This is a genomic window from Halomonas sp. 141 (genome assembly GCF_002810305.1).
Taxonomy (GTDB): Bacteria; Pseudomonadota; Gammaproteobacteria; order Pseudomonadales; family Halomonadaceae; genus Vreelandella; species Vreelandella stevensii.
In genome coordinates, this window is sequence record NZ_PINZ01000032.1 from 1 (window position 1) to 16,762 (window position 16,762).

The 16,762-nt window shown below is 60.5% G+C and carries 16 protein-coding genes; 11 read left to right on the forward strand and 5 right to left on the reverse strand.

All coding sequences use genetic code 11. The features are described from left to right. Window positions 1–232: 232 nt before the first annotated feature. The 8 genes from CWI66_RS12825 to CWI66_RS12860 all read left to right on the forward strand — a co-directional run bounded on the left by CWI66_RS12825 (window position 233) and on the right by CWI66_RS12860 (window position 9,790). Window positions 233–1,207 (forward strand): GlxA family transcriptional regulator, encoded by a 975-nt coding sequence (locus tag CWI66_RS12825; protein ID WP_026002007.1) that lies wholly within the window; start codon window positions 233–235, stop codon window positions 1,205–1,207. Window positions 1,208–1,307: 100 nt separating this feature from the next. Then, on the forward strand, window positions 1,308–2,522 hold the full coding sequence (locus tag CWI66_RS12830) for an aspartate aminotransferase family protein (protein WP_100731903.1): 1,215 nt from the start codon (window positions 1,308–1,310) through the stop codon (window positions 2,520–2,522). 35 nt (window positions 2,523–2,557) lie between these two features. Continuing rightward, complete coding sequence (locus tag CWI66_RS12835) at window positions 2,558–3,622, forward strand: arginine N-succinyltransferase (RefSeq protein ID WP_081139043.1); 1,065 nt, start codon at window positions 2,558–2,560, stop codon at window positions 3,620–3,622. Next, window positions 3,622–4,653, forward strand: a complete 1,032-nt coding sequence (gene astA / locus CWI66_RS12840) for an arginine N-succinyltransferase (protein WP_016916412.1) — start codon at window positions 3,622–3,624, stop codon at window positions 4,651–4,653. Before CWI66_RS12835 ends, astA begins: the two co-directional genes overlap by 1 nt. 74 nt (window positions 4,654–4,727) lie before the next feature. Then, window positions 4,728–6,200 carry a succinylglutamate-semialdehyde dehydrogenase gene (astD, locus tag CWI66_RS12845; protein WP_100731912.1) on the forward strand — a complete coding sequence of 491 codons (1,473 nt, stop codon included), beginning with the start codon at window positions 4,728–4,730 and terminating at the stop codon, window positions 6,198–6,200. Further along, entirely contained in the window at window positions 6,197–7,546 is a 1,350-nt protein-coding gene (gene astB / locus CWI66_RS12850) for an N-succinylarginine dihydrolase (protein ID WP_100731904.1), read from the forward strand. Before astD ends, astB begins: the two co-directional genes overlap by 4 nt. A 211-nt stretch (window positions 7,547–7,757) precedes the next feature. Beyond that, the gene (locus tag CWI66_RS12855; RefSeq protein ID WP_081139046.1) at window positions 7,758–8,735 is read left to right on the forward strand and encodes a DUF1852 domain-containing protein; all 978 of its coding nucleotides are present in this window, start codon (window positions 7,758–7,760) and stop codon (window positions 8,733–8,735) included. Between the two features lie 26 nt (window positions 8,736–8,761). Next, complete coding sequence (locus tag CWI66_RS12860) at window positions 8,762–9,790, forward strand: methionine synthase (protein ID WP_100731905.1); 1,029 nt, start codon at window positions 8,762–8,764, stop codon at window positions 9,788–9,790. A gap of 66 nt (window positions 9,791–9,856) precedes the next feature. Here the strand turns inward: CWI66_RS12860 and CWI66_RS12865 are convergent, their stop codons facing one another. Continuing rightward, the gene (locus tag CWI66_RS12865) at window positions 9,857–10,912 is read right to left on the reverse strand and encodes a DMT family transporter (protein WP_232710899.1); all 1,056 of its coding nucleotides are present in this window, start codon (window positions 10,910–10,912) and stop codon (window positions 9,857–9,859) included. On the opposite strand from CWI66_RS12865, the gene CWI66_RS12870 reads away from it, so the two are divergent. Further along, complete coding sequence (locus tag CWI66_RS12870) at window positions 10,904–11,386, forward strand: MarR family winged helix-turn-helix transcriptional regulator (protein WP_100731906.1); 483 nt, start codon at window positions 10,904–10,906, stop codon at window positions 11,384–11,386. The genes CWI66_RS12865 and CWI66_RS12870 overlap by 9 nt on opposite strands. Window positions 11,387–11,670: 284 nt before the next feature. Further along, a complete protein-coding gene (bluB, locus tag CWI66_RS12875; protein WP_100731907.1) occupies window positions 11,671–12,420 on the forward strand; it encodes a 5,6-dimethylbenzimidazole synthase in 750 nt (249 codons plus the stop codon). On the opposite strand, the gene CWI66_RS18050 is transcribed toward bluB, so the two are convergent. Further along, entirely contained in the window at window positions 12,375–12,548 is a 174-nt protein-coding gene (locus CWI66_RS18050) for a hypothetical protein (protein ID WP_157808975.1), read from the reverse strand. The two genes, bluB and CWI66_RS18050, sit on opposite strands and share 46 nt — an antisense overlap. 72 nt (window positions 12,549–12,620) lie before the next feature. Then, complete coding sequence (locus tag CWI66_RS12880; RefSeq protein ID WP_100731908.1) at window positions 12,621–13,493, reverse strand: LysR family transcriptional regulator; 873 nt, start codon at window positions 13,491–13,493, stop codon at window positions 12,621–12,623. A gap of 88 nt (window positions 13,494–13,581) precedes the next feature. Here CWI66_RS12880 and CWI66_RS12885 point away from each other — a divergent pair, with 88 nt between their 5' ends. Then, window positions 13,582–14,337 (forward strand): NAD(P)H-dependent oxidoreductase, encoded by a 756-nt coding sequence (locus CWI66_RS12885; protein ID WP_100731909.1) that lies wholly within the window; start codon window positions 13,582–13,584, stop codon window positions 14,335–14,337. A 5-nt stretch (window positions 14,338–14,342) separates the two neighbouring features. Here CWI66_RS12885 and CWI66_RS12890 read toward each other — a convergent pair whose 3' ends face one another. After that, on the reverse strand, window positions 14,343–15,518 hold the full coding sequence (locus tag CWI66_RS12890) for a glycosyltransferase (protein ID WP_198517583.1): 1,176 nt from the start codon (window positions 15,516–15,518) through the stop codon (window positions 14,343–14,345). Window positions 15,519–15,709: 191 nt separating this feature from the next. After that, the gene (locus tag CWI66_RS12895) at window positions 15,710–16,762 is read right to left on the reverse strand and encodes an SPFH domain-containing protein (protein WP_016916418.1); all 1,053 of its coding nucleotides are present in this window, start codon (window positions 16,760–16,762) and stop codon (window positions 15,710–15,712) included.

Sequence of the window (16,762 nt, forward strand, 5' to 3'; positions counted from 1 at the left end):
ACGTGAATGCGGCCCGGAATATCCTCAGCCTCGGGGCAGGACGTTGCCCTCAAGAAGTTGGAATCCCCGTCCTTTAGGGCGGGGAGGACGTCAAGCGCCGTGTTTTTGTTCCTGCGGTCATGGCGCTGCCTTCCGCGCCGCAATTGGGTAAGATGACGTTTGATTTGAACACGTTATCTCGACAGCCAGCGGCGGTTTCCATGCAGTGCCTCTCACCTTGTCACATCTTCACATGCCCACTCGGCCGTTGACGCCTTCCCCCGATCAGCGTCGGCGGGTTGCCTTTGTGCTGCTTCCCGGGTTTTCGTTATTGGCCCATGCCAGCGCCATCGAGCCACTGCAGATGGCCAATCAGCTCAGTGGCCAGATGCTGTATCACACGCTGACGCTCAGCCTGGATGACGAGCCCGTGCGCAGTGCAGCGCAGCTTTCGCTGCTGGCCCAGCACTCGTTGGAAGCCGCTCTTGGGCCGCTGGACATGCTGCTGGTCTGTGCACCGACACCGCTACCCTACGTACTGCCCGCCAGGCTTCACGAGTGGCTGCGCGGTCATCAGGGCAGGGGCGTGGCGCTAGGCGGCCTGGCCGGGGGCACCGAAGTGCTGGCCCGCTGCGGGTTGCTGGAAGGCTATCGCGCGACGCTGCCCTGGCAGCGCTTCGACGCATTTGCCCAGGCGTACCCCCAGGTCACGCTTTCCCAGCAGCTGTTCGAGATCGACCGTGACCGTCTGACCTGCGCGGGCGGCACCGCCGCCATGGACATGATGCTGACGCTGATCGGCAAGCATCACGGCCCACGGCTGGCAGAGCAGGTCTCGGAGCAGTTCGTGTGCGATCGCATTCGCCTTGCCGATGAGCGCCAGCACGTCCCCCTGCGCCACCGCCTGGGCCACGCCCCACAAAGCCTGGTGGATGCGGTCACGCTGATGGAAGCCAATATCGAAGAGCCGCTTTCGACCCTGGAACTGGCCGAACACCTGGGCATTTCCCGGCGTCAGTTGGAGCGGCTGTTCAAGAAGTTCCTGCAGGCGGTGCCCAGCCGTTATTATCTGGACTTGCGGCTGCAGGAAGCCCGCAAACAGCTCAGAGAGAGCGACCGTCCCGTGGGCGACATTGCCCTGATGACCGGTTTCTCCTCGGGCGCGCACTTTTCCACTGCCTACCGTAACCACTTTGGGATCACCCCGCGGGAAGAGCGGCTGGGGTAGGCGCAGCTTTTCATAATTTAGCGTCCCAATCGTGAAAGCAGGGCGGCCACCGCCCCTCGTATACTGATGTCATCGCTGACTCCACCGGAGGATTTGTTTCATGAGCCACACCCCAAGTCGCCAGGATTTCGACCACTACATGATGCCCAACTACTCACCGCAACAGAGCATTCCGGTGCGTGGTGAAGGCAGCCGCCTGTGGGATCAGCAAGGCCGTGAATACATCGATTTTGCCGGGGGGATTGCGGTGAACTCGCTGGGCCACTGCCACCCGGTACTGGTCAATGCGTTGAAAGAGCAGGGCGAGAAGCTCTGGCACTTGTCCAACGTGTTCACCAACGAGCCTGCGCTCAAGCTGGCCAGGACGCTCACCGAGCGCACCTTCGCCGACAAGGTATTCCTGTGCTCTTCCGGCGGTGAAGCCAACGAGGCGGCGCTGAAGCTGGCGCGCCGCTGGGCGGTGGATCACCACGGCGAGCACAAGGACAAGATCATCTCGTTCTACCAGTCTTTCCATGGCCGCACCTTCTTCACCGTGAGCGTGGGCGGGCAGCCAAAATACTCCCAGGGCTTTGGCCCGGTGCCCGGCGGCATTCTGCACGCCAACTTCAACGACCTGGAGAGCGTGCGCAAGCTGGTGGGCGATGACACCTGCGCCATCATGGTCGAGCCCATGCAGGGGGAAGGCGGCATCGTGCCCGCCACCCAGGAGTTCCTGCAGGGCCTGCGCGATCTGTGCGACGAGCACAACGCGCTGCTGATTTTCGATGAAGTGCAAACCGGCGTTGGCCGCAGCGGCGAGCTGTACGCCTACAAGAACTTCGGCATCACTCCGGACATTCTCACCAGCGCCAAATCGCTGGGCGGTGGCTTCCCGATCGGTGCCACCTTGACCACCGACGCCATTGCCCAGTCGCTGGTGATCGGTACCCATGGTTCCACTTACGGTGGCAATGCGCTGGCATCGGCGGTGGCCCTGGCGGCGGTCGAGTTCATCGACACCCCCGAAGTGCTGCAAGGGGTCAAGCAGCGTCACGACCTGTTTCGTGAGCACCTGGAGACCATCAACCGCAAGCACGGCGTGTTCAAGGAAATCCGCGGCATGGGCCTGTTGATGGGCGCACAGATGTCCGATGCCTTCGAAGGGCGCGCCAAGGATATCCTGCCGCTGGCCATGGAAGAGGGCGTGATGGCGCTGATCGCAGGCCCCAATGTGCTGCGCATGGCGCCTTCGCTGGTGATCCCCGAGGCCGACATCGCCGAAGGCATGGCGCGTCTCGAACGAGCCATCGAGCGCCTTGTTGCCAGCGCATGAGCAGGCCGCAAGCGTTACCAGAAGGAGCGTTGAGCATGCTGGTTATCCGTCCGGTCACCCTGGCCGACCTGCCTGCCCTGGAACAGCTGGCTGAGCACGCCGTTCCTCGGCTGACCAACCTGCCTGCCAATCGTGAGCGGTTAGAGGAGCGCATCCTGCGCTCCCAGGAGGCGTTTGGCAGCGAGGTCGATTTTCCGGGTAACGAGCAGTACATGTTCGTGCTGGCGGACGATCATCGCCATGAGGTGCTCGGTACCGCCACCATCCGCGCCCAGGCGGGGGCCGCCGAGGCCTACTACACCTACCGCCAGGAGACGCTGATCCACGCCTCGCAGCAGCTCAACGTGCGCCGGGAAGTACAGACCCTGGCGCTGTCCCACGAAGTCTCGGACGCCACGCTGCTCTGTGCGCTGTCGCTCAACCCGCGTTACAAGGGCACTAGCGCCGAGAGCCTGCTGCGGCGGGCGCGGCTGATGTTCATTGCCCAGTACCCGGAGCGCTTCTCGCGGATTCTCGCCGTGGCGTTTCCGGGGTACCTGGATCGCCAGAATGAATCACCCTTCTGGGAGAGCGTGGGCCGCCACTTCTTTGCCCGCGGTTTCCAGGAGATGAACCACATGGCCGGGGTGCGCTCGAAAAGCTTCATTGCCGAGGTGATGCCCCAGTTTCCGCTCTACCTGCCGCTATTGACGCCGCCTGCCAGGGCAGCCATAGGCCGTGAACATCCGGCCCATGAAGCGGCGCTGGCGGAAATGCTGGCGGAAGGCTTCGTTCGTTCCCGGCATGTGGATATTTTCGATGCCGGGCCCATCGTCAAGGCCGAGCGCGAACGGCTGGAAACCTGTCGTCGTGCCGCCTGGCACCCGGTGCGGGTGCGCCCGGAGCATGCCTTGCCGGATGCCGAACCGGCGATGATCGCCAACCAGACGCTGAGCGATTTTCGCTGCATCGTGGCGCGCTATGCGCTTTCGCCCACCGGACAGCTGATGCTTTCCCCGCAGCATGCACAGCGCCTGGGGGTGGAAGAGGGGCGTGCCGTATTGGCGGCACCGTTAGCCCTGCCCAGCGCCGTCGATGCGCTCGATGAAGGAGAGATGTAATGCGCATTCGCCCCATTGCCCGTGATGATCTGGATGGGCTCCAGGCGCTGGCGCAGCAGGCAGGCGTTGGCTTTACCTCGCTGCCGGATAACCGGGAGTTCCTGGCGGGCAAGATCGACGCCGCCGCCCGCGCGTTCGAAGAGCGCACGCCAGTGGACGACCGGCTCTACTTTTTTGTACTGGAAGATGAGTCCAACGGCGAGCTGGCAGGCTGCTGCGCCATTGAAGGTCAGGTGGGGCGCGAGGTGCCGTTCTACAACTACCGGCTTGGCACCCTGGCCCACTCTTCGGTACAGCTCGACCTGCATCGCACCATCGACACGCTGTTTTTGAGCTCGGACCATACCGGCGATGCCGAGGTGTGCTCGCTGTTCCTGCGCCCGGAGTACCGGGGGGAGGCCAACAAGCATTTGCGCAACGGTGCGCTGCTTTCCAAGGCGCGCTGGCTGTTCATGGCTCAGTTCCGCGACCGTTTTCCCGAGAAGGTGCTTGCCGAAATGCGCGGCGTGTTCGATGAAAACAACGTCAGCCCGTTCTGGCAAAGCCTGGGCAAGCACTTCTTCCCCATGGATTTCAGCGAGGCAGACCGGCTGACTGGCCTGGGGCAGAAAAGCTTCATTGGCGAGCTGATGCCCAAGTTTCCCATTTACACCACGTTCATGTCGGAAGAGGCGCGGGCCTGTATTGGTCAGGTACATCGCCACACCCGCCCGGCGCTGGAGATGCTCAAGAAAGAGGGGCTGCGCTGGGAAGGCTACATCGACATCTTCGACGGCGGCCCCACGGTGGAAGCCTATATCGATGATGTGCGGGCGATCCGCAATTCACGCTGCTATCAGGTGGAGGTGTCGCCCGACGCTGCCGCAGAAAGCGTCAGCCGCTGGCTGGCGGCCACCACTCAGATGCAGCACTTTACCGCTGGCTGGATTGGCCGAGGCCCCGCCGACGAAAGCACCGTCGTCCTGACCCCTCAGGAGGCCGAGCGGCTGGGCGTCGCCACGGGCGACACGCTGCGTCTGCTGGAAACCTGATCTGCCCACATACCCGACTACCCGGCTCAGCAAAGGAGAGCGTCATGCATAACCCGAACGCACGCACCCCGCGTATGCCCGCCCAACAGCAGCAGTTGATCGATGGGGCCTGGGTGGTCGGCGAGGCCGCCCCCGTGACCAAGCACGACCCCGTGGCAGGCACGCTGCTCTGGCAAGGGGCTTCGGCGTCGCAGCCCCAGGTGGGGCGGGCAGTCGAGGCCGCCAGGGCCGCCTTCCCCGGTTGGGCGCGCACTCCCTTTGCCGAGCGTCAGGCGCTGGTGGAGCGGTTCGTCGAGGTGCTCAAGGCGCGCCAGGAAGACCTGGCCGTGGCGATTGCCGCAGAAACCGGCAAGCCGCTATGGGAAGCGCGTACCGAAGTCGGAGCCATGGTGGGCAAGGTGGCGCTCTCCATCAAGGCGTACCACGAGCGCACCGGCGAACGTGAAAAAGAGGTGGGTACCGCCAGGGCGGTCCTGCGCCATCGGCCCCACGGGGTAATGGCCGTATTCGGCCCCTATAACTTCCCTGGGCACCTGCCCAACGGCCACATGGTGCCCGCGCTGTTGGCGGGTAACACGGTGGTGTTCAAGCCCAGCGACCAGACCCCGCTCACCGCGGATTTGACCCTGCAGTGCTGGCTGGAAGCCGGCTTGCCCGCCGGGGTGATCAACCTGGTACAAGGCGGTGTGGCCGTGGGGCAGGCGCTCTCTGCCCACCCGGGTATCGATGGCTTGCTGTTTACCGGCAGCGCCAAAGTGGGCGGCCTGTTGCAGCAGCAGTTTGCCGGGCAGCTGGATAAAATCCTCGCGCTGGAGCTGGGGGGCAACAACCCGCTGGTGGTCAAGGAGGTGGATGACCAGCGCGCAGCCGTCCTGACCATTTTGCAGTCGGCGTTTCTTTCCGGCGGCCAGCGCTGCACCTGCGCCCGTCGTCTGATGATTCCCCAGGGGGAGGTGGGAGATCGTCTCATCGACGCGCTCTCAGAGGCGATTGCCAAGCTGCACGTGGCCGGGCAGTTCGACGAGGAGCCCGCGCCGTTCTATGGCGGCCTGGTGAGCGTGGCCGCGGCCGATGGCCTGCTCAAGGCGCAGGACGAACTGGAAGCCATGGGCGGCACGGTGATCAACCGTATGCAGCGCCTGGCAGAGAACACCAGCCTGCTCAGCCCCGCGCTGATCGACGTGACCGGCCTGGAGGTACCCGATGAAGAGCACTTTGGCCCGCTGCTGAAAATCCATCGCTATGCCGATTGGGACGAGGCGTTGGCACTGGCCAACGACACCCGCTACGGCCTTTCGGCGGGGCTGATCGGCGGCGAACAGGCGGATTGGGACGACTTCCTGCTGCGTATTCGCGCAGGCATCGTGAACTGGAACCGCCAGACCACGGGGGCATCGGGTGACGCGCCCTTTGGCGGCGTAGGCGATAGCGGCAATCACCGCCCCAGCGCTTTTTATGCCGCCGACTACTGCGCCTACCCCGTTGCCTCCATGGAAGCCGACAGTCTGGAAATGCCGGAAACCCTGCCACCGGGAGTCACCCTATGAGCGTCCACAGCATTCGGGAAGTCAACTTCGACGGTCTGGTCGGGCTGACCCACAACTACTCGGGACTGGCCCACGGTAATGTGGCCTCCATGAGCCACGGGGGCCTGGTTTCCAACCCCCGAGAGGGCGCGCTGCAGGGGCTGGCCAAGATGAAGTCGCTGATGGACGCAGGCTACGCCCAGGGAGTTCTGCCCCCGCAGCAGCGGCCGGACCTGGGCGCGCTGCGCGACTTGGGCTTCAGCGGCAGCAACCGCGAGATCCTCGCTCGAGCGGCGCAGCAAGCGCCACAGCTGCTGCGGGCGGTGTGCTCGGCGTCCAGCATGTGGACCGCCAACGCGGGCACCATTACGCCCGGCGTGGATGCGCCGGATGGAAGGGTGCACTTTACCCCGGCCAATCTGCAGTCGAGCTTCCACCGCTACCTGGAGCCGCGCACCACGGGGCGCGTACTCCAGGCGATTTTCCGCGATGAGCAGCACTTCGCCCACCACCCGGTGCTGCCCGCCACCCCCGCGTTTTCCGATGAAGGGGCGGCCAACCATACCCGGTTGTGCGGTGAGTACGGCGAGCCCGGCGTGCACCTGTTCGTGTATGGTCGCCAGGCGTTTGGCGGCGGGCGCAGCGAGCCCAAGCGCTATCCCGCCCGGCAAACGCTGGAAGCCAGCCAGGCGGTGGCTCGCCAGCACGGGCTAAGCGACGCCCAGACCGTGTTCGCCCAGCAGCACCCGGAGGCCATCGATGCGGGCGTGTTCCACAACGATGTGATTGCCGTGGGCAACGGCCCGGTGCTGCTCTACCACGAAATGGCGTTTCTCGATGAAGAGCGCACGCTGGACGAGCTGCGCGCCAAGATGAGCACGCCGCTGATTCCCGTTCGGGTGCCGATGGAAGCGGTGAGCATGGAAGACGCGGTAGCGTCGTACCTGTTCAACTCGCAACTGCTTTCCAACCAGGATGGCACCATGACGCTGGTGGTGCCCAGCGAGTGTCAGGAGCGTGAAGCCGTGTGGCGCACGCTGCAGGACTTCATCCTGGCAGGCAATAACCCCATTGGCGAAGTGATCGTCAAGGACGTGAAGCAGAGCATGCGCAACGGCGGCGGCCCCGCCTGCCTGCGCCTGCGCGTGGTGCTCAGCGACGCCGAGCGCGCAGCCCTCAGCGGTCGCGTGCTGCTCGACGGTGCGCTCTATAACGACCTCATCGCCTGGGTGAGCCGCCACTACCGCGACCGCCTCACCACCGACGACCTGGCCGACCCGCAGCTCGCCACGGAAGTCCTCACCGCGCTGGATGAGCTGACGCAGCTGCTGAACATTGGCTCGGTGTATCCGTTTCAACAGGGGTAAGCGCCCTGCAAAACAACTCATCATGAGGTTTTCTCATGATGAGTTGAATTAATGTCGCTTTTCATTCATGTGGTGGGTCTGGCATAAAGAACACATCCTTTTCGATGACGTGGCGCTAACGCCCGTATATCGAAACGTCACACATGGCATCGAGCGCTGAGCTGCATTGGGGCGCCGTCGCCAATCTCGACCAACAGGGTGTTTGTTCGCGATGAGCTACGACTTTACCTTCGATATCAAGAGCGTCCGGTTCGACGAAAACTACCGTCCTGCCGAGAGCACGCGTACCACGACTAACTTCGCCAATCTGGCGAGAGGGGAGCGCTGCCAGGAAAACCTGCGCAATGCGCTGACCATGATCAACAACCGGTTCAATACCCTGGCGCACTGGGATAACCCCAAGGCGGATCGCTATGCCGTCGAGCTAGATATCATCACCGGCGAGCTGAACATGGCAAACGCGAGCGATGCCTTCCCCGCGATTGAAATGCTGAAGACGACCATCATCGATCAGCATCTCGACAAGCGCATCGAAGGCATGATGGGAAACAACTTCTCTTCCTACGTTCGCGACTACGACTTCAGCGTGTGGCTGGCCGAGCACAATCAGGAGCGCTCGGAGTTTGGCATCCCGGAAGGGTTTGGCGACCTGCATGGCAAGCTGTTCAAGCGTTTCATTCACTCCGACGCCTACCGCGCATCGTTCAGCAAGGCGCCGGTCATCTGCCTGAGCGTGTCCCACAGCAAGGTGTATCGCCAGACGGAAAATCGCCACCCCGTGCTGGGCGTCGAGTACGTCAACGACGAGCCGTCGCTCACGGATTTCTACTTCGCCAAGATGGGCCTGCAGGTGCGCTACTTCATGCCGCCCCATAGCGTGGCGCCATTGGCGTTCTATTTCTCCGGCGACCTGCTGGCCGATTACACCGACCTCGAACTGATCAGCGCCATCAGCACCATGGAGACGTTTCAGAAGATTTACCGCCCCGAGATCTATAACGCCAACTCGGCGGCAGGCAAGCTCTATCAGCCTAGCCTGAAGCATCAGGACTACTCGCTGACGCGCATCGTGTACGACCGTGAAGAGCGCAGCCAACTGGCCATCGAGCAGGGGCGCTTTACCGAGCAGTATTTCATCAAGCCCTTCCGCCAAATACTCGACAAGTGGTCGGCCGATTACGCCCTTTGAACCCCTCATCATGAAGGTTATTTCTTATGAAGACACTGTTGCCCACCTCGACCGCCGGTAGTTTGCCCAAGCCCGCCTGGCTGGCCGAGCCCGAAACGCTCTGGTCCCCCTGGAAACTGCAGGGCGACGAGCTGGCGGAAGGCAAGCAGGATGCGCTGCGGGCGTGCCTGCACGATCAGCGTCAGGCAGGCATCGACATCGTCAGCGATGGCGAGCAAACCCGCCAGCACTTCGTGACGACGTTCATCGAGCATCTCAAAGGTGTCGATTTCGAGCAGCGCAAGACGGTCAAGATCCGTGATCGCTACGAGGCCAGCGTGCCTTCGGTGGTGGGCCCCGTCTCGCGGGAAAAACCGGTCTTCGTGGACGATGCCAAATTCCTGCGTCAGCAGACCGACCAGCCCATCAAGTGGGCGCTGCCAGGCCCCATGACCATGGTCGACACCCTCTATGACGGCCACTACAAGAGCCGTGAAAAACTCGCCTGGGAATTTGCCAAGATCCTCAACCAGGAAGCCCGTGACCTGGCGGCGGCGGGGGTAGACATCATTCAGTTCGATGAGCCCGCCTTCAATGTGTTCTTCGATGAGGTGAACGACTGGGGTATCGCCGCCCTGGAAAAAGCCATCGAAGGCGTCGCCTGCGAGACTGGCGTGCATATCTGCTACGGCTACGGCATCAAGGCCAACACCGATTGGAAGAAGACGCTGGGGTCCGAGTGGCGCCAGTACGAGGAAATCTTCCCCAAACTGCAGGCCTCGAACATCGACATCGTCTCGCTGGAGTGCCAGAACTCCCACGTGCCCATGGAACTGATCGAGCTGATTCGCGGCAAGAAGGTGATGGTCGGAGCCATCGACGTGGCCACCCACACCGTCGAAACCCCGGAACAAGTCGCCGATACCCTGCGCAAGGCGCTACGCTTTGTAGACGCCGACAAGCTCTACCCCTGCACCAACTGCGGCATGACGCCCCTGCCGCGCAACGTCGCGCAAGGCAAGCTGAAGGCATTGAGCGCAGGCGCCGACATCGTGCGCCAGGAATTATCCCGATAACCCATTTGGCGGGCTCGGCATTCCGTGCCGGGCTTGCCGATTTGCCCCGCCGCTAAATTCCCACTATCAATGACGCAACGGCCTGCCTCGGCGGGCCGTTCGTTTGATGTTGCCAATATTTAGCAGAGCCACTCCCGTACCTATTAACAGTGTGCCCAGTAGTAAGCCTTCGGGCGCGGTTTCTCCCTGTAAAAAGATAGCTACCGGCACACCTACGATAGCGCCAACGGAGCCCAACAGGCTTAAAAATACCGGGCCGCCGCTTTTCTGTAGCAGAAAAAGCAGTAAGAACTGAGCTGCGAAGACCACCGCTTGAACGGCAATCAGCAGGGTCGGCAGGTAGCGATCTGTTGGGACAGAGAGGGTGAAGCCCGGTATGAACCCCACGATGAGTAACAACACGGCGGCAGCAATCAGCATTCCCAGCGCTAGCGCATCACTAGACACCCCTTTGGGCCAACGCAAGGTTCTGTAAAGATTGCCGATGGCGAGTAGTACAGGGCCGATAAGGGCAAGAAGAATCCAGAGATAATGGGCATCGGGTGCTGATAACTTATGCCATGCCAGTAGCATGGCTCCCACCAGGGCTGACATAACCCCTGCCGCACGGGATATCTGGAACCGCTCCACATTGCATGCCAAGGCTCCCAAGTAGGTGAGCAACGGTGGTAGTGTGATAATGAGCGCCACGAAACCGGCCCCCACATGAGGGATAGCGGAGAAAAACAGTAAGTTGGCACCCGCAACGCCCAGTAGCCCTGAGGTAACGTAATACTCTAAAGTGCGGCGGTTGATCGGCGGCAAGTTGTGCCGGAAAGCAGCGAACATCAATAGCATCAGAGCTGCCCCTGAGATCGACCAGAAAAGAAAAGCGAGCGCAGACAGCTGGAAGTCGCTGGCCAGTTTCGCCAAATTCGTCGACAGGCCCAGCAGGGTGCCTCCGGCAATCAGGTAGATCAGGGGCATGAGCCAGGTGCTTTGGCGTGGCTGTATCGTGCGTGCAGTGGTTGATAGCGTCATAGATAAAGCGCCCATGGGGATTTTGTTAGATAGCTTGATATCAAGGTATTTGCATTTAATCTTGACGTCAAGGTAATTAGGCGACAACACGTTATGGATCATGTAGACACCATTCTGGAACAGTGGCGGCAGGAGCGACCCGACCTCGATGTCGCGCCGATGGGGACCATCGGCCGGGTCAAGCGGCTCAATCACGCGCTAATGCGCGTCATGGAGAAGACATGGGCAAAATACGGGCTGACGGACGCCAGCTTTGACGTTCTGGCGACTCTGCGGCGTGAGGGAGCACCTTATGCGCTGTCGCCGGGAGATCTGATGGCATCCACCATGGTGACTTCAGGCACCATGACGCATCGTCTCAATCAACTGGAAAAAGCGGGCTTGATCGAGCGAGTCAAAAACCCTGCTGATGGGCGCGGTTTTCTGATTTCTCTTTCTCAACGTGGGTTCGAGGTGATTGACGAGGCAGTGGCTGCCCACGTGGAGACTCAGGCGCAGTTGGTCAGCGGCCTTACTGCAGAGCAAAGATCGCAGCTCGATGTCCTCCTTAAGCAGTTGTTGGCGGGGCTGGAGTAGTAGAGAGGCAAGGTGCCCATGACGACACTTGCAATAGTCGCATGGCCACCGAAGCTGACTTCCGCGAGGGGGCTTATAGTAACGAAAAGAGGGGATAGATATTCCTGTCTAAATTAGCTTATTAGCGAATACTTTGTAGCTTTGACAATATGCTAGCCCGGACACTTGGGCACCGATGACGTTACATTACAGCTTCCACAAAAGCTGATGCACTGGCGACCAGGCTGGGCTGGTGTAGACTCTTGGCTGTCTCCTGATCGATTCGCCAAAGGCTCAGCTTCCCCATGACCTCGCCTCGCCACTGTTTCTCCGACGCTGAACAGCAAGGACTCTACCGTGCGATTTTCGAGCGCCGCGATGTGCGCTCGCAGTTTTTGCCCGACCCGATTCCCCCTGCCGTGCTGGCCCGCTTGCTGAAGGCGGCGCATCACGCGCCCTCGGTTGGTTTCATGCAGCCTTGGGATTTCATCGTGATCGAGCGTCGTGAGGTCAGGGAAGCCGTGCTGGCACTGTTCGAAGAAGCAAACGGGAAGGCCGCCGAGCGTTTTGAAGGTGAACGTCAAGCGCATTATCGTGAGCTGAAGCTGCAAGGCATTCTCGATAGCCCGCTGAATCTCTGCATTACCTGTGATCGCAGCCGGGGCGGTCCTCACGTGTTAGGCCGTGACAGCATCGTGGAAACCGACCTGTTCAGCACTTGTCTGGCGGTGCAAAACCTATGGCTGGCTGCCCGTGCAGAGGGTATCGGCGTTGGCTGGGTGAGCATTCTTGACCAGGCCCAGCTAAGTGGCGTTCTGGGCTTGCCTGCACATGTTTACCCGTTGGCCTATCTCTGCCTGGGTTACGTCAGTGAGTTTTTGCAGCAGCCAGAGCTGGAGGCCGAAGGTTGGCGCTCCCGCCTGCCTTTGAAGGAACTGGTGCATCGCGATACCTGGGGCGAGCCGCTTCAGGACGGTTCTCTTGCGCGCTTGCTCGACCGTGAGGAGGCTCAAACCGGCGAGGATACCAGCACGCCAGTGCCCAAACGCTCATAAAGTGCTACCAGCGCAGCTGCTTTGCTCTCTTCGCTCCAGCGCTGGGCATAGGCCTGGTCGCGCTGGTTTTCATTGGAGGCATGGTCGACGAACAGCTGCGGGTACACCTGGAAAGGCTGGGGGGGCACCTATCTGCCACCGTGCCGTGACGCGGTCCGCGAAAAGCAAGTGAGCCACTAAATTGCTATATGACTGAATAGTTAAGCTTTTCTGACGCCTTCTGTGATCCTATCCATAAACGCACGAACCCTTGCTACATGGCGCAGATCTGGGTGGGTGAGCATCCAGAGTTGAGTAGTTAACTCCTCGATAGGATCGCTTAGGCGTATGAGGGTGTCATCTGCATCGCCAAGGTAACAGGGCAGCACCGCAATTCCCGCACCATGGCAAACGGCTGCTTTCATGCCCAGCATGCTGTCCAGTCGATAAGCAGCGCTTTTATCCATCATCCACTTTTCCAACATTGCATCGCCCAAGTGAACATCAGGCCCTACCCAGTTCTCCAATGCTAGTGAGGATGGCTTTAGCGGTAGAGCTGCGTTTAGCCAAATTGCTCGTTGGCCATAAATTGCCTGGGTGATATCGATAGCCTTGCGGCCTATCAGGGTTTCGGGGGGCTTCAGGGTGGGGCGGATTGCAATATCGGCCTCGCGCCGTGACAAACTTTGCAACTGATTAGAGATAACGACTTCCAATTGGATATCGGGATAGCACTGCCGAAAGCTGGCCATCAATGGCGATAACAGGCCTGCGAACAATGTATCGGTGGTGGTAATCCTCAGGCTGCCGGTTAGCGCTGCATTGTGTCCCATCACGCGGCGTTCCACTGCATTGATTTCGCTCTGCACCCGCTTGGCAGAAGCCGCCAAGTCATCCCCTGCCGGGGTGGGCGTATAGCCTGTGCGGCTGCGCTCAAATAGCGTCACTCCCAATTTGTGCTCTATTTCGCTTAAGCGCCTAAAAACAGTGGCATGGCTGATAAGTAGCTTCCGGCTGGCGCCGGATAGTGAGCCCTCATCGGCAATGCTTAGCACAATTTTAAGGTCATCCCACCGTATTTGCTGTTCATTCATGCAAACAAGATTCTCATTTTTGGCCAATGTTATGCCATAAATGAACAGAGTAGCCTGTCTTCGAGTCTATCGGTAGGGGAGGCGTCGTATGAAGGTGCTAATTGTTTTGGCTCATCCTGAACGCAAGTCGTTCAATGGTGGCTTGGTAGATGTGGCGATACAGCAGCTAGAGATGGCTGGACATGCCATTGATGTGGACGATCTTTATGCCGACCAGTTTGATCCGGTCGAGCGAGCTAAGCATTATGCGCATCATGCCTTTGATGATGACTATTTTTACCCCCTCAATGAACAGCGGGCTCACTACCAGCAAAACACGCTGCCTCTGGATGTTCAGCGGGAGTTGGCGCGGTTGGAGTGGGCAGACCTGGTGATCTTTCAGTTTCCTTTATGGTGGCATGCCCAACCCGCTATCCTTAAAGGCTGGTTTGATCGGGTATTGGTGTATGGGGGGCGCTACACAAGCCGCATGCGTTACGACCAAGGCTATTATCGCGGAAAAAAAGCGGTGCTTTCGGTGACTACGGGCTCACCGGATAAGGCGTTTCAGCCTTTTGGGCGCGCGGGCAATATGGTGCACTGGCTATGGCCGATGCATGCATCGTTGTATTACGTCGGCTTTGACGTTTTAGCGCCACAGGTGAGCTATGGCATTCAAGGCGGCGGTATTCGCTATCAAGATGAAGCTGCCCTGATGGAGCATCTAGCGTGCTGTAAAGCGGCTTGGTCGTCGCGTTTGGTTGGCTTGAGCAGCGAACGCCCCATTCCTTTTACAGGCTGGGATGACTGGGACGAAGAGGGAGTTTTACACTTGACGAGCCCTCTCCGTTGGCGGCTGGGATGAGGTCTTCAAGCAGGAAATGAGGCAAAGGCCTTGGTGCCCAAACGCTCATAAAGTGCTGCCAGCGCAGCTGCTTTGCTCTCTTCGCTCCAGCGCTGGGAATAGGCCTGGCCGCGTTGGCCAAGGTAGCGGCGCAGGACGTCATTGGTGAGCAGGCAATTGACGTGTTCTGCGAAGCGAGCAGGGTACGCTTCCGCGATCAGGCAGCCTTCCCCTTGTTGCAGTACGTCCAGCGTGCCCATGGCGGCGGTGGAGATGACCGGCGTTCCCAGCGCCATGGCTTCCAGCAGCACCAGGCCCTGGGTTTCGGTGCGCGAGGCAAACACGAAGGCATCGGCTGCTCGGTAGGCATCCTGCAGCGCGCCATCTCGGGCAAGATAGCCTAAAAAGTAAACCGCATTGGACAGGCCTGCTTGCTGGGCCTGCCGTTTTAGCGAAGCCAGGGCGGGGCCTTCGCCGACGATCACCAGGTAAGTATCTGGATGCCGCTGACGCACGTCGGGCAGCATATCGATCAAAAAACTGATGTTTTTCTCATAAGCGGCGCGTCCGGCAAATAACAGCATCCGCCCCTGAGGTGGAAGGCCATGCCGCTCGCGAAAGTGACCACCGGCTGTCTGTGTCGTGAAACGGTCCAGCGATAAACCGGTGGCAATCGTCGCGATAGGGGAGCGAACGCCGTAGGCGTTTAGCGTGTTGGTCATGGCGGATGAGGGCGCCACGACGGCAGAAAGCTGATGGCACTGGTGCACCGAAAATCGTCGGGCGGCAAAACGCAGGCTGCGGCGCGGCAACCACGGCACGTAGTGGTGCAGGTACTCTTCGAATAGCGTGTGGTAGGTGCCTACCACGGGCACCCCCAACCGCTTGGCCAACGCCACCCCCGCGTAATGGGCCACAAAGGGGGTGTGAATGTGAATGAAGTCAAACTCGATGGCGTGCAGCGACGGAACCAGTGTCATGATCTCCTTATAGCGCATCATGCGGTCCTCCGGGTCGCCGATGACCCTGCGCGAGTCGATGCGCCAGATATGTGGCTCTGGTTTGCTCTGGGCGGGGTAGTGGGGGCAGATGAGGTGGACCTCGTGGCCCTGACGCTCCAGAGTGGTACGGAAGCTCTCGATCGAAGTGGAAACACCGTTGATGCGCGGGAAATAGACGTCGGAAAGCATCAAAATCTTCATGTTAGGCGACTTGGCGGCTGGCGGGGTTTTACCAAATTGCCACAGTGCCGTGACGCCGACATGACAAAGGCCTGGTACACATGCTCAGGCTGCCGAGCTCAGCCGACGACAGTATGTTGGATGGCTTGGCATCGTCAGGCGGGGGGAGGGACTGGGCCAGCGCTTGCGCTGGCCCAAGGGGGAGTGTGCGGTTATTGGCCGCTTGCCGCACCCCCCACGATGCCACTGCGGAAGCCGCCCTGGCGAGCGTTGGCGTGATCCAGATGGTTGGCCACGGCGTCTTCCGGGGTGCCCGCCATTTCGCGGAACATGCCCATGGAGCCCAGCAGCGCCGAGGATTCGTAGGGCACGAAGACGCGCTCGCCGTCCTTGGCCATGGTGGGCAGCACCTTGATGTAACTCTGGCCGAGCAGGTAGCCCACTACCGTACGCTTGTGCTCGTCGCTGTCGCCAATGGCGCTGAGCACCAGCTTGATCGACTCCTGCTCGCCCTGGGCACGCAGAATGGCCGACTCTTTATCGCCCTGGGCGTTGAGGATGGCAGACTCACGCTGGCCTTGGGCCATGGCAATGGCTGCTGATTTTTCGCCTTCGGCTTCGGTGACCGTTGCACGACGCTTACGCTCGGCAGCCATTTGCAGGCGCATGGCCGACTCCACCTCTTCCGGCATGGCGATGTCCTGAACTTCGACCCGGGAGATCTTGACCCCCCACTTGGAAGCAGGCTCTTCCATGGCAGCCTGAATCTCGTTGTTCACCTCGGCCCGGGATTCGAACAGCTTATCCAGCTCCATCTTGCCGACCACCGAACGCAGCGTGGTCTTGGCCAGTACCTCCACGGCCTGGCTCATGTTCTCGACTTCATAGACTGCTCGCTTGGGGTCGATGATCTGATAGTAGAGCGCGCCGTTGATCCGCACCGTGACGTTGTCGGTGGTCACGACCGGCTGGCCCGGGAAGTCCATGACGGTTTCCCGACGGTCGATACGAATTTCATCGCTGGTGATGGGGTGGTACTCCTCGCCCATTTTCTTGTAGCGAATCATGGTGATGGCGCGGGGCTGCTCGATAAAGGGAATGATGATGTTGATGCCGCTCTCCAGCACCCGGTGAAACGAGCCTAGCCGCTCGATCACCATGACTTCCGATTGGCGAACGATCACCAGGCCCTTGGAAATGATCAGAATACCGATGACCACGATGATCAGGCTGATCAACAGGCCTGGGCTGATGGGTAGATCCAT

Bases quoted from the DNA above. Each gene is read 5' to 3' on its own strand.
- CWI66_RS12860 (WP_100731905.1), top strand. From the start codon at position 8,762: ATGAAGACACTGTTGCCCACCTCGACCGCCGGTAGTTTGCCCAAGCCC.
- CWI66_RS12855 (WP_081139046.1), top strand. From the start codon at position 7,758: ATGAGCTACGACTTTACCTTCGATATCAAGAGCGTCCGGTTCGACGAA.
- CWI66_RS12885 (WP_100731909.1), top strand. From the start codon at position 13,582: ATGAAGGTGCTAATTGTTTTGGCTCATCCTGAACGCAAGTCGTTCAAT.
- bluB (WP_100731907.1), top strand. From the start codon at position 11,671: ATGACCTCGCCTCGCCACTGTTTCTCCGACGCTGAACAGCAAGGACTC.
- astD (WP_100731912.1), top strand. From the start codon at position 4,728: ATGCCCGCCCAACAGCAGCAGTTGATCGATGGGGCCTGGGTGGTCGGC.
- CWI66_RS12880 (WP_100731908.1), bottom strand. From the start codon at position 13,493: ATGAATGAACAGCAAATACGGTGGGATGACCTTAAAATTGTGCTAAGC.
- CWI66_RS12830 (WP_100731903.1), top strand. From the start codon at position 1,308: ATGAGCCACACCCCAAGTCGCCAGGATTTCGACCACTACATGATGCCC.
- astA (WP_016916412.1), top strand. From the start codon at position 3,622: ATGCGCATTCGCCCCATTGCCCGTGATGATCTGGATGGGCTCCAGGCG.
- CWI66_RS12895 (WP_016916418.1), bottom strand. From the start codon at position 16,762: ATGGATCTACCCATCAGCCCAGGCCTGTTGATCAGCCTGATCATCGTG.
- CWI66_RS12835 (WP_081139043.1), top strand. From the start codon at position 2,558: ATGCTGGTTATCCGTCCGGTCACCCTGGCCGACCTGCCTGCCCTGGAA.
- CWI66_RS12890 (WP_198517583.1), bottom strand. From the start codon at position 15,518: ATGAAGATTTTGATGCTTTCCGACGTCTATTTCCCGCGCATCAACGGT.
- CWI66_RS12870 (WP_100731906.1), top strand. From the start codon at position 10,904: ATGGATCATGTAGACACCATTCTGGAACAGTGGCGGCAGGAGCGACCC.
- CWI66_RS12825 (WP_026002007.1), top strand. From the start codon at position 233: ATGCCCACTCGGCCGTTGACGCCTTCCCCCGATCAGCGTCGGCGGGTT.
- astB (WP_100731904.1), top strand. From the start codon at position 6,197: ATGAGCGTCCACAGCATTCGGGAAGTCAACTTCGACGGTCTGGTCGGG.
- CWI66_RS12865 (WP_232710899.1), bottom strand. From the start codon at position 10,912: ATGATCCATAACGTGTTGTCGCCTAATTACCTTGACGTCAAGATTAAA.